This is a genomic window from Micromonospora sp. NPDC005806, from assembly GCF_042871425.1.
In the GTDB taxonomy this organism is placed as follows: domain Bacteria; phylum Actinomycetota; class Actinomycetes; order Mycobacteriales; family Micromonosporaceae; genus Micromonospora.
In genome coordinates this window covers 71,390-84,568 of the sequence record NZ_JBIAIL010000022.1, presented here as the reverse complement: position 1 = coordinate 84,568, position 13,179 = coordinate 71,390, and the positions used below count along the sequence as shown (strand labels likewise).

Annotated in this window: 14 protein-coding genes; 8 read left to right on the top strand and 6 right to left on the bottom strand. The window is 73.9% G+C overall.

The window, feature by feature from the left end:
- Positions 1-112 precede the first annotated feature (112 nt).
- The 4 genes from ACFYOS_RS22280 to ACFYOS_RS22265 all read left to right on the top strand — a co-directional run bounded on the left by ACFYOS_RS22280 (position 113) and on the right by ACFYOS_RS22265 (position 2,334).
- Positions 113-433 carry an ArsR/SmtB family transcription factor gene (locus tag ACFYOS_RS22280; protein WP_387144699.1) on the top strand — a complete coding sequence of 107 codons (321 nt, stop codon included), beginning with the start codon at positions 113-115 and terminating at the stop codon, positions 431-433.
- Positions 430-894, top strand: a complete 465-nt coding sequence (locus ACFYOS_RS22275; protein WP_387144697.1) for an SRPBCC family protein — start codon at positions 430-432, stop codon at positions 892-894. Before ACFYOS_RS22280 ends, ACFYOS_RS22275 begins: the two co-directional genes overlap by 4 nt.
- A 106-nt stretch (positions 895-1,000) precedes the next feature.
- Complete coding sequence (locus ACFYOS_RS22270; protein ID WP_387144694.1) at positions 1,001-1,375, top strand: STAS domain-containing protein; 375 nt, start codon at positions 1,001-1,003, stop codon at positions 1,373-1,375.
- Complete coding sequence (locus tag ACFYOS_RS22265) at positions 1,372-2,334, top strand: anti-sigma factor RsbA family regulatory protein (RefSeq protein WP_387144691.1); 963 nt, start codon at positions 1,372-1,374, stop codon at positions 2,332-2,334. The genes ACFYOS_RS22270 and ACFYOS_RS22265 overlap by 4 nt, the downstream gene beginning before the upstream one ends.
- Positions 2,335-2,339: 5 nt before the next feature.
- Here the strand turns inward: ACFYOS_RS22265 and ACFYOS_RS22260 are convergent, their stop codons facing one another.
- The 3 genes from ACFYOS_RS22260 to ACFYOS_RS22250 are packed head-to-tail and all read right to left on the bottom strand — an operon-like array spanning position 2,340 to position 5,148.
- Positions 2,340-2,966: a lactate utilization protein C gene (locus ACFYOS_RS22260; protein WP_387144688.1), complete on the bottom strand. Its 627-nt coding sequence runs from the start codon at positions 2,964-2,966 to the stop codon at positions 2,340-2,342.
- Positions 2,963-4,393 (bottom strand): lactate utilization protein B, encoded by a 1,431-nt coding sequence (locus ACFYOS_RS22255; RefSeq protein WP_387144685.1) that lies wholly within the window; start codon positions 4,391-4,393, stop codon positions 2,963-2,965. The genes ACFYOS_RS22260 and ACFYOS_RS22255 overlap by 4 nt, the downstream gene beginning before the upstream one ends.
- A gap of 5 nt (positions 4,394-4,398) precedes the next feature.
- The gene (locus ACFYOS_RS22250) at positions 4,399-5,148 is read right to left on the bottom strand and encodes a (Fe-S)-binding protein (RefSeq protein WP_387144682.1); all 750 of its coding nucleotides are present in this window, start codon (positions 5,146-5,148) and stop codon (positions 4,399-4,401) included.
- A gap of 132 nt (positions 5,149-5,280) precedes the next feature.
- Here ACFYOS_RS22250 and ACFYOS_RS22245 point away from each other — a divergent pair, with 132 nt between their 5' ends.
- Positions 5,281-6,735, top strand: a complete 1,455-nt coding sequence (locus ACFYOS_RS22245; protein ID WP_387144680.1) for a hypothetical protein — start codon at positions 5,281-5,283, stop codon at positions 6,733-6,735.
- 39 nt (positions 6,736-6,774) lie between these two features.
- Here ACFYOS_RS22245 and ACFYOS_RS22240 read toward each other — a convergent pair whose 3' ends face one another.
- The 3 genes from ACFYOS_RS22240 to ACFYOS_RS22230 form a co-directional block, all read right to left on the bottom strand.
- The gene (locus tag ACFYOS_RS22240; RefSeq protein WP_387144678.1) at positions 6,775-7,398 is read right to left on the bottom strand and encodes a hypothetical protein; all 624 of its coding nucleotides are present in this window, start codon (positions 7,396-7,398) and stop codon (positions 6,775-6,777) included.
- 207 nt (positions 7,399-7,605) lie between these two features.
- Positions 7,606-8,175, bottom strand: coding sequence for a hypothetical protein (locus ACFYOS_RS22235; RefSeq protein ID WP_387144676.1), 570 nt, complete (start codon positions 8,173-8,175; stop codon positions 7,606-7,608).
- A gap of 28 nt (positions 8,176-8,203) precedes the next feature.
- Positions 8,204-10,039, bottom strand: coding sequence for a zinc ribbon domain-containing protein (locus tag ACFYOS_RS22230; RefSeq protein ID WP_387144674.1), 1,836 nt, complete (start codon positions 10,037-10,039; stop codon positions 8,204-8,206).
- Between the two features lie 402 nt (positions 10,040-10,441).
- Between ACFYOS_RS22230 and ACFYOS_RS22225 the strand changes: the two genes are divergently transcribed.
- From ACFYOS_RS22225 to pip, 3 genes are all read left to right on the top strand, one after another.
- The gene (locus tag ACFYOS_RS22225; protein ID WP_387144672.1) at positions 10,442-11,695 is read left to right on the top strand and encodes an MFS transporter; all 1,254 of its coding nucleotides are present in this window, start codon (positions 10,442-10,444) and stop codon (positions 11,693-11,695) included.
- 80 nt (positions 11,696-11,775) lie between these two features.
- Positions 11,776-12,150 carry a hypothetical protein gene (locus tag ACFYOS_RS22220; RefSeq protein ID WP_387144670.1) on the top strand — a complete coding sequence of 125 codons (375 nt, stop codon included), beginning with the start codon at positions 11,776-11,778 and terminating at the stop codon, positions 12,148-12,150.
- A gap of 43 nt (positions 12,151-12,193) precedes the next feature.
- Positions 12,194-13,162, top strand: coding sequence for a prolyl aminopeptidase (gene pip / locus ACFYOS_RS22215; RefSeq protein ID WP_387144668.1), 969 nt, complete (start codon positions 12,194-12,196; stop codon positions 13,160-13,162).
- The last annotated feature ends 17 nt before the right edge of the window (positions 13,163-13,179 follow it).

Sequence of the window (13,179 nt, the reverse complement as noted above, 5' to 3'; positions counted from 1 at the left end):
CGAGGAATCCCGGCGCGGTCCGGCACAGCACAACCGGCTGAGGCCGCGTCCGCCGCTCCAGCACCAGGGGTTCCTGTTGACAGGAGCATCGGAAAGTCTAGACTTACCGTTCGTGGCCACTTACCAAGGACGGATGCTCGATGCGCTGGGCGACCCGACCCGCCGCGCGGTCTTCGAGCTCCTCGCCGGCGGGCCACGCTCCGTCGCCGAGATCGCGGCCGACCTCCCGGTCAGCCGCCCCGCGGTCTCCCAGCACCTCAAGGTGCTCAAGGACGCCGCCCTGGTCTCCTCGACGGCCGTCGGCACCCGCCGCGTCTACGCGCTGGACCCGCGGGGCCTGGCGGCCGTACGCGGCTACTTCGACCAGTTCTGGCAGCAAGCCCTCGCGGCGTTCGCGGACGCCGTCGACAACCCTCCCGAGGAGAAGCCGTGACCACGACAGACAGCGCCGTACGCCACAGCGTGCGGGTCGCCGCCGACCCCGAACGCGCGTTCGAGGTCTTCACCACCGGCATGGACCGCTGGTGGGTTCGCTCGCACCACCTGCTCCCCGACGAGCTGAAGCGGGTCACCGTCGAGGCCCGGGCCGGCGGCGCCATCCAGGAGGAGAGCGTGACCGGCCAGACCTGCACCTGGGGGCGGGTGCTCACCTGGGACCCGCCGCGCACCTTCGCGTTCAGTTGGTTGATCGGGCCGGACTGGCAGGTTCCCGACGTGGACGCCGTCGGCAGCCGGGTCACCGTCACCTTCGCCCCGGTCGACGGTGGCACCCGCGTCGACCTGGTGCACGACCGGCTGGACGCGCACGGCATCGGCTGGGAGAAGGTCCGCGACGCGGTCGGCAGCGACGGCGGCTGGCCCGCCCTGCTGCGCGGGTACGCCGAGAGCCTTTGACGCCACCCCGTGCCGGCCGGCCACGCGCCCAGTCCGGCACGGCCAGGATAGGCAAGAATGGCCGTTCTGCCGGGAAGGCATAGACTGCCCACGTGAGGCAGATTCGGTGACCGGCGTGCCGTCCACGACGTACGGTCACCTCGAGCTGGCCTGCCTGCACCCGGAGACCAATGTCCACGTGCTGTTCCGGCTGCACCCGACGGCCGCCGAGGCAGCGGTGACCCTCAGCGGCGAGCTGGACCCGTCCAACCACCGGCTCTTCGCCGCCGCGCTGGACCGGGCCGACCCCCGACCGGTCGACGGCCGGCTCCTGGTCGACGCGACCGGGCTGCGTTTCATCGACCACCGGTGCCTGCTGCACCTGCGCGACCACGCCCGGCGGCACGGTGCCACGGCCGTGCTGCGCACGTCCCGGTCCGTGGCCGCCCGGCTGGTCGAGCTGCTGGAGCTCACCGAAATCCAGGTCGAGGTCGTGGGATGAGGACGGGTGCCGCCGCCGGGCACGTGGGCTACTTCCACGAAGCCGTCCTCTTCGACTCGGACGAGCACCTGCTCGCCGTGGTGGTGCCGTTCCTGCTCGGCGGGGTCGAGGCGGGCGAGCCGGCCGTGGTGGGCCTCGGGGAACGCACCGGGGAACTGGTGCGCCGGGCGCTGCCCGCCGGCTCCGGGGTGACCTTCCTGCCGGACGGGGACCGCTACGCCCGGCCGACCGCCGCGATCCGGTCGTATCGCAAGCTGCTGGCCGGGTACGTGGCCGGCGGCGCACGGCAGATCCGGATCGTCGGTGCGGTGCCGGCGGTCGCCCTCGGCTCCACCTGGGACTGGTGGGCCCGGTACGAGTCGGCCATCAACCACGCCTACGACGACTTTCCGCTCTGGAGCATGTGCGCCTACGACACCCGGCTCGCCCCGCCCGGGGTGCTGGCGGACGTGGCGTGTACCCATCCCCGGGTGGCCCGGCCGGACGGCAGCCACGTGCCGACCGGGGTCTACACCGAGCCGAGGAGCTACCTGGCCGCGCACCGGCCGATGCTGCTCGACCCGGTGCAGCGGGCGGCGCCGCTGCTCGAACTCACCGACCCGACCCCGGCCGAGGCCCGGGCCGCCGTCCACGCCGCCGACCGCGGCCAGCTGCCCGCCGACGACGTCGACGACCTGGTGGTGGCGGTCAGCGAGATGGTGGGCAATGCCCTGCGGCACGGCCTCCCGCCGATCCGGATGCGGCTCTGGAGCGCACCGGACCGGATCGTGGCCACGGTGCACGACCGCGGTCCCGGCCCGGCGGACCCGTACGCCGGTCTGCTGCCGGCGAGCAACGGCGCGGTCGGCGGTCTCGGGCTGTGGATCACCCACCAGTCCTGCAACCACGTCGCGCTGTACCACGACGCCGACGGTTTCACCGTCCGGCTGACCGCGGGAAACCCGCACTTCCCGGTCTGAGCGGCTCAGCCTTCGGTGAGCACGACGTGCAGCCGGCGCGGGCCGTGCACCCCCTCCACCCGGTTCAGCTCGATGTCGCTGGTGGCCGAGGGACCGCTGATCCAGGTGAGCGGCCGGTCTGGGGTTAGCCGGGCCAGGGCCTCCGGCACGATGCCGACGACCTGCGCCGGGTGGACCACGCAGACGTGCAGGTCGGGCAGCAGGCTGATGGCCCGCCGGCCCTGGTCGGCGCCGGCGTCGAGGACGATCGTGCCGGTCTCGGCGACGGCGACCGCCGCGGCGGTGACCACGGCGTCCAGCTCCGCCAGCCGGGTCGCGGGCAGGCCGTCGTCGACCACCACCTCGACCGTCTCGGGCCGCCAGTCGGCGGGCAGCCCCGCCGGCACGACCACGGTCCGGGCGCCGGCGGCGGCGAGGATGCCGGCGACCGTGGCGGCGAGGTCCGACCCGGCTGCCCGGTGCACCTCGGCCCGGTAGTCGGTCAGCCGCCGCTCGAGCAGGTCGACCAGGTCGGGATGCCCCGGCGGCCGGTCGCCCTGGCTGCGCGGCGCGGGGCCCGGCCCGGGCACGGCCGGCGGCGCCGCGGCCAGGGCGGCGCGCAGCCGGGCCAGCACGACCTCGCGCGCGTTCACGACCCGCTCCGGTGCTCGGCCCACCACTGCCGGAAGGTCTGCGGGGGCGCCGCCGGCACGTCCCGGCTGGCGGTCCAGCCGTTCAGCGGCGGCGGGAGCGCGCGGCCGGCGACCCGGCCCAGGCCCGCGGCGCGCTGCGCGGCCGCGTACAGCCGGGGATGGTCCATCGTGTACGCGGCCGCGGCCATCGCCGCCGCCTCGCTCCGGGGGTGCGGGCTACGGGCCCGCAGGTGCACCAGGATCGACGGGATGTCGATCATCACCGGGCAGGCGTCGTAGCAGGCCCCGCAGAGCGACGAGGCGTACGGCAGGGAGGCATTGTCGTCGACGCCGGTGAGCTGCGGGGAGAGCACCGCCCCGATCGGCCCCGGATAGACCGACCCGTAGGCGTGCCCGCCGGTGCGCTCGTACACCGGGCAGACGTTGAGGCAGGCGGAGCAGCGGATGCAGTGCAGCGCCTGCCGGCCGACCTCGTCGGCGAGCACCGCGCTGCGGCCGTTGTCCAGCAGCACCAGGTGCACCTGCTGCGGCCCGTCGCCGGGGGTGACCCCGGTCCACATCGAGGTGTACGGGTTCATCCGCTCCCCGGTCGACGCCCGGGGCAGCAGTTGCAGGAAGACCCCGAGGTCGGCCCAGGTGGGGATGACCTTCTCGATGCCCATCACGGTGATCAGGGTCTCCGGGAGGGTCAGGCACATCCGCCCGTTCCCCTCGGACTCGACCACGGCGAGGGTGCCGGTCTCGGCGACGGCGAAGTTCGCCCCGGAGACGGCCACCCGGGTGCTGAGGAAGGTCTCGCGCAGGTGCCGGCGGGCCGCCGCCGCGAGGGCCGCCGGCTCGTCGGTCAGTGCCGGGTCGACGCCCGGCATCTCCCGCCGGAAGATCTCCCGGATCTCGGCCCGGTTGCGGTGGATGGCGGGCACCAGGATGTGGCTGGGCCGGTCCCGGCCGAGTTGGACGATCAACTCAGCGAGGTCGGTCTCGACCGGCTCGATCCCGGCGGCCTCGAGGGCCTCGTTGAGGCCGATCTCCTGGGTCGCCATCGACTTGACCTTCATCACCCGGTCGGCGCCGGTGGCCCGGACCAGGTCGGTGACGATCCGATTCGCCTCGACCGCGTCCGCCGCCCAGTGCACGGTGCCACCGGCCGCGGTGACCGCCGCCTCCAATTGTTCGAGCAGTTCCGGCAGGCGGGCCATGGTGTCGCTCTTGACCGCCCGCCCGGCGGCCCGCAGCTCCGGCCAGTCCGGCACCTCGCCGATCACCGCACCGGACTTGGCACGGATCGTCGTGGTGGCGTGGCGCAGGTTGCGGCGCAACTGCGCGTCGCCGAGTGCCCGGCGGGCCGCGGCCGGGAACGGCTCGTCCCCGCGCAGGTGGCCGACCCCGCGCGGGGCGGTCGTCGGCATGCCCAGGAAGGTCCGCACTCCGCTCACCCCCTCGTCGCCCCGACGGTCTCGGTGGCAGCCAGGATCTCCGCCAGATGCACCGTCCGCACCCCCGCTCTCAGCCGGGACAGCCCACCACCGATATGCATCAGACACGACGCGTCCCCCGCCGTGCAGACATCAGCCCGCGTGGCCAGCACGTTCCGCATCTTGTCCGCCAGCATCGCGGTCGACGTGTCGGCGTTCTTCACCGCGAACGTGCCGCCGAAGCCGCAGCACTGCTCCGCCTGCGGCAACTCCACCAGGTCCAGACCGCGCACCTCGCGGAGCAGGCGCAGCGGCCGGTCCCCCACCCGCAGCATGCGCAGCGAGTGGCAGGTCGGGTGGTAGGTCACCCGATGCGGGTAGTACGCGCCGACGTCGGTCACCCCCAGCACGTCGACGAGGAGCTCGGACAGCTCGTACGTGCGCCGGCCGACCTCCTCGGCTCGGCTGGCCAGCGGCTCGTCGCCGGACCGCCGGGCCACCATGGCGTGCTGGTGCCGGACCGACCCGACGCAGGAGCCCGACGGGGCGACCACCACGTCGTAGGGGGCGAAGGCCCGGACGTGCCGGCGGACCAGCCGCAGCGCCTCGTCCGGGTAGCCGGTGTTGACGTGCATCTGCCCGCAGCAGGTCTGGTCGGCGGGGAAGTCGACCTGGTGGCCGAGGCGCTCCAACAGCCGTACCGTCGCCTTCGCCGCCTCGGGGTAGAGGGTGTCGGCGAGGCAGGTGACGAACAGGGCGATCCGCATGTTCTGCCCTCCCGGCTCGGTCCGGACCCGCCGAGGGCCGGGGCGGGGCGGGACCCGCGCGCCGACGACGGTACCGTTGCGCCTCATCATGCCCCGCCGGCCTGGCGCTGGCGAACCGACGGAGGATGGCGAATGTCCAACGGCGAGGAACCGTTCGCACCCCATGACGACGCGTCCGGGCGGCCGAGGTTCGAGACGGCGTTACGTGGCTACGACAAACGCCAGGTGGAGCGGTACGTCGAGCAGATGGATGGCGAGGTGTCCGCGTTGGCGGCCGACCGGAACCGGGCGTACGCGCAGGCGCGGGAGCTGGCCACCCAGCTGCAGCGGGCGCAGGCCGAGGCGATCGAGCTGCGGCAGCGCCCCGCGGCGGCCGACCGGGCGTCGTTCCGGGACCTTGGCCCGATGGTGGACCAAATCATCGAGCTGGCCGAGAAGCAGGCCGGGCAGATCGCGGAGGCCGCCACCAAGCGCGCCGGCGAGCTCCATTCCCAGGCCGAGAAAGTGCTGGCCGCGGCCCAGGAGGAGGCCGACCGCGAGCTGCGGGAGCTGGAGGAGGAGCTGTCCACCCGGCGCGCCGAGCAGGAGAAGGCCGACGAGGAGCGGCGGGCCGCCGCGCAGGCGGAGCTAACCGCGATCCGGGAGCTGGCGGAGAAGCTCCAGTCGGAGGGGCAGGCCGCCCACGACCGGGCGCAACAGGAGGCGAAGCGGATCGCCGAGCAGAGCACCCAGCAGGTGGAGCAGGCCCGCTCGGCCTCGGAGGCGCTGGTGAAGGCCGCCCGGACCCAGATCCAGCAGGAGGTGCAGGCGAACCGGAGCAAGGCCCAACAGGAGCTGGCCCAGTGGCAGGCCACCATGGCCCGCGAGCTGGACGAGCGGCGGGCCGCCGCGGAGCAGGAACTGGCCGACCGGGCCAGCGCCGCCGAACGGGACATCGCCGCCCTGGTCGAGGAGGCGCAGCAGTACGCCACCGAGGTGCGGGAACGCGCCGACGAGGAGACGGCCGCCCACCAGGAGCAGTTGTCCACCGTGCAGCAGGAGATCCAGCACCGGCAGGAGGCCCTCGCGCAGCTCAAGGCCGAGCTGGAGACCGGCAGCGAGCAGCTCGAACAGACCCGGCGGGAGGCCTCGACGGTCGAGCAGCAGGGCGCCGAGCTGGAGGAGCGCCTGGTCGAGGTGCGCCGCGACCTGGCCACCGAGACCCGGCGGCTGGACGAGGCGCGCCGGGCGGCGGACCTCGCGGAGCAGCACGCCAAGGAGACCCGGGCCCGGGTGCAGCGCGAAGCGAAGCGGGTCGCCGACCTGGCCGCGGCGGCGGTCATGGCGGCCGCGGCGGGCGGCACGGAGACCGCCGAGTACCCGCAGGTGGCGGTCCGGCCGGTCGCCGACCCCGCCGATCCGGCCCCGGCCGACCCCGCCCGCGCCGAACGGCCCGGCGCCGACGCGTACACCGAGCGGGCGCCGCTGGACCGCCCCAGCTTCAACGCGTTCGCCGTGCGCACCCCGGCGCCGCGGATCGCCCACGAGGTGGAAACCGGCGAGGAGCGGGCCAGCGACCCCGACGCCGGGGTGCCGGCCACCGCCTGAGCCCGGCTCTGGCTGACCGGCGCCCCAGGCGGGCGCCGGTCAGCCGGTCAGGCGCCGGCCGGCACCCCGGCGTCGAGCTGCTCGATCACCGGGGCGAGCAGCGCGTCCAGTTCTCGGGCGAGCACCGCGACGAGCGATGGCCGGATTGCTGGCCGAGGCGACGGCCCGCGGGGCGGCGCCGGAGACGGCGTTGCCCGCCCGGTCCGGCGCCGGTGGCAGGTCGTCCAGCGGAAGCGACGCCTTCATTTGGAGCGTGCCCCGCAGGTGCGGGGTATGGGTCACATCCCGATCGGCCGGCGTGACGAACTGGCCGAACACCTCCGGCCAGTCCCGCCAGCCGCGGTCCCGCTGCCACTGGCGGCTCCAGGTCAGCTCGGCCGGCCACGGGGAGACCAGGGTGACCGCGCGGGTGAGGCTGCCGTCCCACGGGCTGCGCGCGCAGGTTGCGGAGACGACCCGGCGGTGCCAGCGCACGTACGGCGGCTCCAGCGTGGTGGCCAGCCGCCAGGCGGTCACCGCGAAGCCCACGGGAGCGATGTCGCCCCAGGTGTCGGCGAACTCGTTCAGCCGGCGAGACACCTCGGCCCCGTACCGGCCGTGACCGGCGGCGCCCCGCTCGCGGTCGAGCTGCTCGTCCAGCCAGAACGCCCGAACTGTCGTCATCGTCGTCTCCGCTCCGCCGTACGCTCCCGCCATCATCCCGCTCCGGCGGTCCTCCGAGTGACCGGCTGGCGGCCGCCGGCGTCACACGCCCCCGGCGACCAGCTCCGGTGCCGTCCGCGGCGGGCCGGCCCGGTCCGCTCCGCCCAGCGGGCCACGGTGGGCATCGCCAGTCCCACCGCAAGGAAGACGCCGCCGCGCAGCAAGCCATCAGGCGACGCAGCACAGCGCCAGGACCGTGGGCGCGACCACGTTGGCCAAGCCGCCGCCGAACCCGAAGAGGCCCCAGTACTGCCCCTGGGCGTGCGCCGGGGCGAGGCTGAACCGCAGCTCCAGCGAGCCCCCCGAGTGCCACAGCTCCCCGACGGTGTGCACGCAGATGCCGACGACGATGACGGTCGCGGCGAGCGGGGTGGGCAGCCCGGGCGCGGCAGCCATGGCCGCCATGCCGGCACGGAACGCCACGCCCGAGCGGCGCACGGCCCGCCCGGCGGAGGCGGTGTCGTCGCCCCCTCGACTGGCCCGCGCCTGAGCAGCACCACGAGCGCAGTGTTGGCCAGCGCGGTCAGGGCCGACGAGCCATCGGGGCGCGTCGGGGCGCTCGACGATCCACAACGGCAGCGCGAAGAGCAGCACCTGGTGCTGGATGGACATGATCCCGTCGAGCGCCGTGACCGCCACGTACCCCCGGTCCCGCAGCGCGGCCCAGCGGCCCTCCTCGGCCGGGGCCGGCACGGGCGGTACGGTCCGCAGGAGCGCGACGACCGCGGCGGAGGCCATGACAGCGACGCGCAGCGTCTCTGGTTTCCTATGTGCTCCTCGGCAAGCGGGGCATCCCGCCTGTACCGCTGTCCCTCTGGGTGGTGGGGGTGGCGTGCACGTGGCGGTGGAAGCCGCGGCCGAGGGCTGCCCCGCGTTCCCGGTGGGGGTGTCGTGGGGTGGTGGTGGAAACCGTGTGCGGCACCTGGCGGACCGGCCCTGTCGGGTTGATCTCCTGGGGTGTCCGTCCCGCCGGACGCTTGCCGGCAGACCCGGGTGGGGGTTCTGTCGGGGCGGGAACCTGCCGTCTCAAGGGCAGCAGGCGTGAAGTCTCGCCTGTAGGTCGGGTCTGCTTGCGGGTGGGTGCGGTTTTGCGTCGGTCCCGCGCTGGCCTGGTCGTCGTGGTTGGGGTTGCTCGACGCGCCCGGCGTCGGACTGGGGTGTCGGTGGCTGTGCGGATCGTGGCCTGGCCGCTGCGGTCGCGACGCGCTTTGGTCTGGTTGGCCAGGCCTCGGGCGGCGATGCGTTGCGCGGCGGCGTGGTCGCGGTCCAGTGACAGGCCACACGAGCAGGTGGCCCACCGGTACCCGGCCACGCTGCGGTCCGGGGTTTTGACGTGCGTGACCACACCACCGCAGCAGGGACAGCCGGATGAGGTTCCACGGGCGGGAACGGTGACGACTGCGATGCCGGCTTTCGCGGCGAGGTGAGCGACGGCGGTGAACACGGCGCCGCGTACCGCACCGGACAGTCGCCGGTTGAGGCTGCGTGACCGGCCATGCGCCTCGAGGGTGGCGAGATTCTCGACGTAGATCACGGTGGTGCCGGCTCCGGCCGCGTGGTCGACGAGCCACCTCGCCGCCGACCAGGCAAGAGCGTGGTTGAGATGCCGGATCCGGGCGCACACCGCCGCATGCTCAGCCTCTAGTCGGGCAAGTTTGCCCGTCAGCGCCGGGTCGGCGTGGGCGTGGGCGGGCCGACCGTCACGTAGCCGAGTCAGATGGTCGGCCTTGGTGCGCAGGTGTTCGCGCAGGCGGCGTAGTCGCACCAGTTTCGCCGACACGCCGGTCGCGTCGAACCGCAACGGCCGCCCGTCCACGACGACGCAGCCGTCCTGGTCGAGGTCGGCCACGGTCGCGGTCAGCAGGGTGTTCACCCCCCAGTCGACACCGAGCCCCCGCGCGTGCCCGCGCGCCGGCACCGGAGTGTGGGAGGTCTGCCACGGCAGGTCGACGCGAACCCTGCCATCGCGGGGCCGCAACGTCGGGGTGCACACCTTCACTCCGGTGGGTACGGTGGGCGGCAGCACCACGTCGAAGGCGTGCCACAGCCAGTCGCGGTAGGAGCCCGGTGCCGCACATACCGGAAGCTGCGACCACACGCGCACCATGCGGCCGTCGGTCCAGTCGACGACGACCTGTTGCCGGTCGGCCGCGGCGAGGCTCACCTGCCGCGCCACCGTCGGCTGACGCTCCAGCTCAAATAGCCCCGCGGGCAGCCGCCCATGCACGCCAAGGTATGCGGTGATCTGCCGGGTGCGGTTACGGATCGTCGCGGTATCGCAACCTTCGGGTAGCGTCGCCCGCAACGCAGACCACTCGTCACCGGTACGGGCGAACGGATCGGCCGGCCACGTCGCAAGAAGCGCGGCAACCACCGCACGACGGTGAGATCCCAGACGCAAAGCCCGGGCGGCTTCCTCCTCCGCGATGCGACGAACCCGATCCGACACCACCACACCCGCCGGTGCCACGGCACCCCAACCGAGCCGGCGCAACGCCATCCACCCGCTGCTCGGCAGACGCCTCCCATCAGCGCCGACCCCACCGGCAAGCACCACAAGGTCGGCATCCGACCAATGCGCGGCGATCACCTGATCCGCCATACCCCGCACCAGGTCCGCCAGCCACCCCACCCGGTCAGCGAGTACCCGCCCAGCCGCAGGCCTCTGGACTCCGGGCGCGTCGGGCTTACCACCGCACACCGCCCGGTACGCGGTGCACGTCGCAGTCGACGTCAACCACACGCCAGCCACTACCCCACGCCCTCACCCGCGGCTACCAACAGTCGACGCTTCACCATACGGGACCGGATCCCGCAAATCCGGCCGCCGAACGTCGCCACCAGCGACCGAAAACACCACATAGGATCGATCAGCCGACCAGCCAGCAGTGCCACACCCTCCCCTCCCCCGGTGCCGTGCGTCTCCGTCAGGGCCGCTGACCTTTCAGCAACGGGTCGTACCGCCGGCACCGGGACACCGCTCGGCCGTCCCGGGAGTCTCCGCGTGTCCGCTTACCGTCTCTTCCTCGTCCTCAGCGGGGTCGGCGCCTTCGCCGGCAACACCGCCTTCACCCTGAACCTCGTCTACCAGAGCCAGGTCGTCGGTCTGGGGCCGTGGCAGCTCGTCCTGGTCGGCACGCTGATGGAGCTGGTCTGCTTCGTCGCCCAGGTGCCCACCGGGGTGATCGCCGACCGGTACGGCCGGCGCCGGTCGGTGGTCGTCGGCCACCTGCTGATGGGCGCCGGGCTGCTGCTCTGGGGCCTGGTGCCGACGTATCCCGCGCTGCTGGCCGCCAACGCCGTCTGGGCGGTGGGGGCGGTCTGCGTCGACGGCGCGTTGGAGGCGTGGGCCGCCGACGAGATCGGCGTGGCGGGGGTGGGCCGGGCGTTCGTCCGGGCCGGACAGTTCGCCCAGCTGGGCACCGTGCTCGGTATCGCCGGGGCGGTGGCGCTGGCCGGCGTGGACCTGGCGGCGCCGATCCTGGTCGGCGGCGGCGTCACGCTTGCCCTCGGGGTGGCGCTCGCCGTCGCGATGCCGGAACGCGGCTGGTCGCCGGCGCCCGCCGGGGCGCGGAGCGGGCTCGGCTCGCTGCGGGCCCAGCTGGTCGCGGGCGTCGGCGTGGTCCGCCGCCACCGGGTCCTCGGGTACGCCCTGGCCGGTGCGCTCTTCCTCGGCCTGGGCAGCGAGGGGTTCGACCGGCTGTCCCAGCCCCGGTTCGTCACCGAGCTGACCCTGCCGGGGACGCTGACGCCGCAGGTGTGGCTGGGGGCGTTCGCGGTGGTCGCGGCGTTCGGCTCGATCCTGCTCACCGGGCTGCTCGGCCGGCTGGTCGAGGCGACCCGTCCGCGCCGGGTCGCGCTGCTGCTGGTGGCCGTGGAGGCGGCCGCGGCGGCGTCGGTGGTCTGCTTCGGGCTGGCCGACGCGATCGGAGTGGCCGTCGCGGCGTACCTGGCGGCGGCGCTGCTGCGGCATGCCGCCACGCCCGTGCTGAACGCCTGGCTGGTGGCGAACACGTCGTCGGGGACCCGGGCGACGGTCTTCTCGATCTGGTCGCAGGTGGACGCGGCGGGCCAGATCGCGGGCGGCCCGCCGGCCGGCTGGGTCGGCCAGCGGGTCTCGCTCGGGGCCGGGGTGGTGACGGCCGGGGTGTTCCTGGTCCCGGCGGTGCTGTGGTTCGCGCTCGCCGCCCGGCGCAGCCCGGCGACCGCCGCCCTGGTCACGCCGGAGAGCGTCCGCCCGGTGCAACCGACGGCCTGAGAACCCTTGCCGTGGACCTTGAGGCATGCAAATATTCGGATCACTGAGCGTACGGTTTCGACTTCGGGGGGTTGATCAAAGTGCGGAAGTTTTCCTCGATCGCGGCGGCCGTCACACTGACCGTCGCGTCCACGGGTGTCGCGGTGGTCAGCGTGGCGGCGCCGGCGAGCGCGAGCTGCAGCCACTTCCACGAGAACGTCGACAGCAGGTCCGGCCAGCTCTTCGACGCCAGCAACGTCAACATCCGCACGGGCCCGCACACCAGCTGCGCCTCCCTGGGATACGGGCAGCTCAGCCACGGCGTCGACTTCCACTGCTACTCCGCCGGCGACCGGGTCACCGCGAACGGGCACACCACCTACAGCTGGACCTATCTGAAGGACACCTCGACCGGGGTGTCCGGCTGGGTCGCCGACGCACTGCTGGACGGGCTCGGCAGCGGCATCGCCTGCTGACCGACCCCCCGCGGCCGACGCCGAGCGGGCAGGATGACTCGGCATGAGCGCCACCGAGCCACGCCTGTACCCACCGATCGAGCCGTACGCCACGCACCGGGTCGCCGTCGGCGACGGCCACGAGCTGTACGTGGAGGAGGTGGGCCGGCCGGACGGCATACCGGTGGTCTTCCTGCACGGCGGGCCCGGCGGCGGCCTGGTCCCGGCGGCGCGGCGGTTCTTCGACCCGGACCGCTACCGGGTGGTGCTGTTCGACCAGCGCGGCGCGGGCCGGAGCACCCCGCTCGGCGGCCTGCACGCCAACACCACCTGGCATCTGGTCGACGACCTGGAGGTGATCCGCGAGCGGCTCGGGATCGGCTCGTGGCTGGTGTTCGGCGGGTCGTGGGGCGTCACCCTCGGCCTGGCGTACGCGCAGACCCACCCTGCCCGGGTCACCGGCCTGCTCCTGCGCGGCGTCCTGCTGATGCGGCGGTTCGAGCGGGACTGGTTCTACCAGGGCGGCCTGCGCCACCTCCAGCCGGAGGAGTGGGACCGCTTCGTCGCGCCGATCCCCGAGGCGGAGCGGCACGACGTGCTGGCCGCGTACCACCGGCGGCTGCACGGGCCGGACGAGGCCGAGGCGCGGGCCTACGCGGCGGCGTGGGGACGCTGGGAGGCGGTCAACTCCTCACTGCTGCCGGACCCAGGCATGTTGGCTCACTTCAGCACCGGCGAGCACGCCCTGCCGATCGCCCGGATCCTCTCCCACTATGCGTGGCACGGCGGTTTCCTCACCGGCGAGACGCAACTCCTCGACGGGGTGGACCGCATCCGCCATCTGCCCGCCGTCATCATCAACGGTCACTACGACCTCTGTTGCCCGCCGGTGTCCGCGTACGACCTGGCGCAACGGTGGCCGGAGGCGGAGCTGCGGATGGTGCCCGGCACCGGCCACTCCGCGGCGGAACCGGGCATCGCCCGGGAGTTGCTGCGCGCCACCGACGAGTTCGCCGACCGGCTCACCGGGTGACCGGATCGGCGCGTCAG

Excerpts from the sequence above, each read along its gene's own strand:
- ACFYOS_RS22265 (WP_387144691.1), top strand. The coding sequence starts at position 1,372 with ATGAGGACGGGTGCCGCCGCCGGGCACGTGGGCTACTTCCACGAAGCC.
- ACFYOS_RS22250 (WP_387144682.1), bottom strand. The coding sequence starts at position 5,148 with ATGCGGATCGCCCTGTTCGTCACCTGCCTCGCCGACACCCTCTACCCC.
- ACFYOS_RS22245 (WP_387144680.1), top strand. The coding sequence starts at position 5,281 with ATGTCCAACGGCGAGGAACCGTTCGCACCCCATGACGACGCGTCCGGG.
- ACFYOS_RS22240 (WP_387144678.1), bottom strand. The coding sequence starts at position 7,398 with ATGACGACAGTTCGGGCGTTCTGGCTGGACGAGCAGCTCGACCGCGAG.
- ACFYOS_RS22235 (WP_387144676.1), bottom strand. The coding sequence starts at position 8,175 with ATGGCCTCCGCCGCGGTCGTCGCGCTCCTGCGGACCGTACCGCCCGTG.
- ACFYOS_RS22230 (WP_387144674.1), bottom strand. The coding sequence starts at position 10,039 with ATGGCGGATCAGGTGATCGCCGCGCATTGGTCGGATGCCGACCTTGTG.
- pip (WP_387144668.1), top strand. The coding sequence starts at position 12,194 with ATGAGCGCCACCGAGCCACGCCTGTACCCACCGATCGAGCCGTACGCC.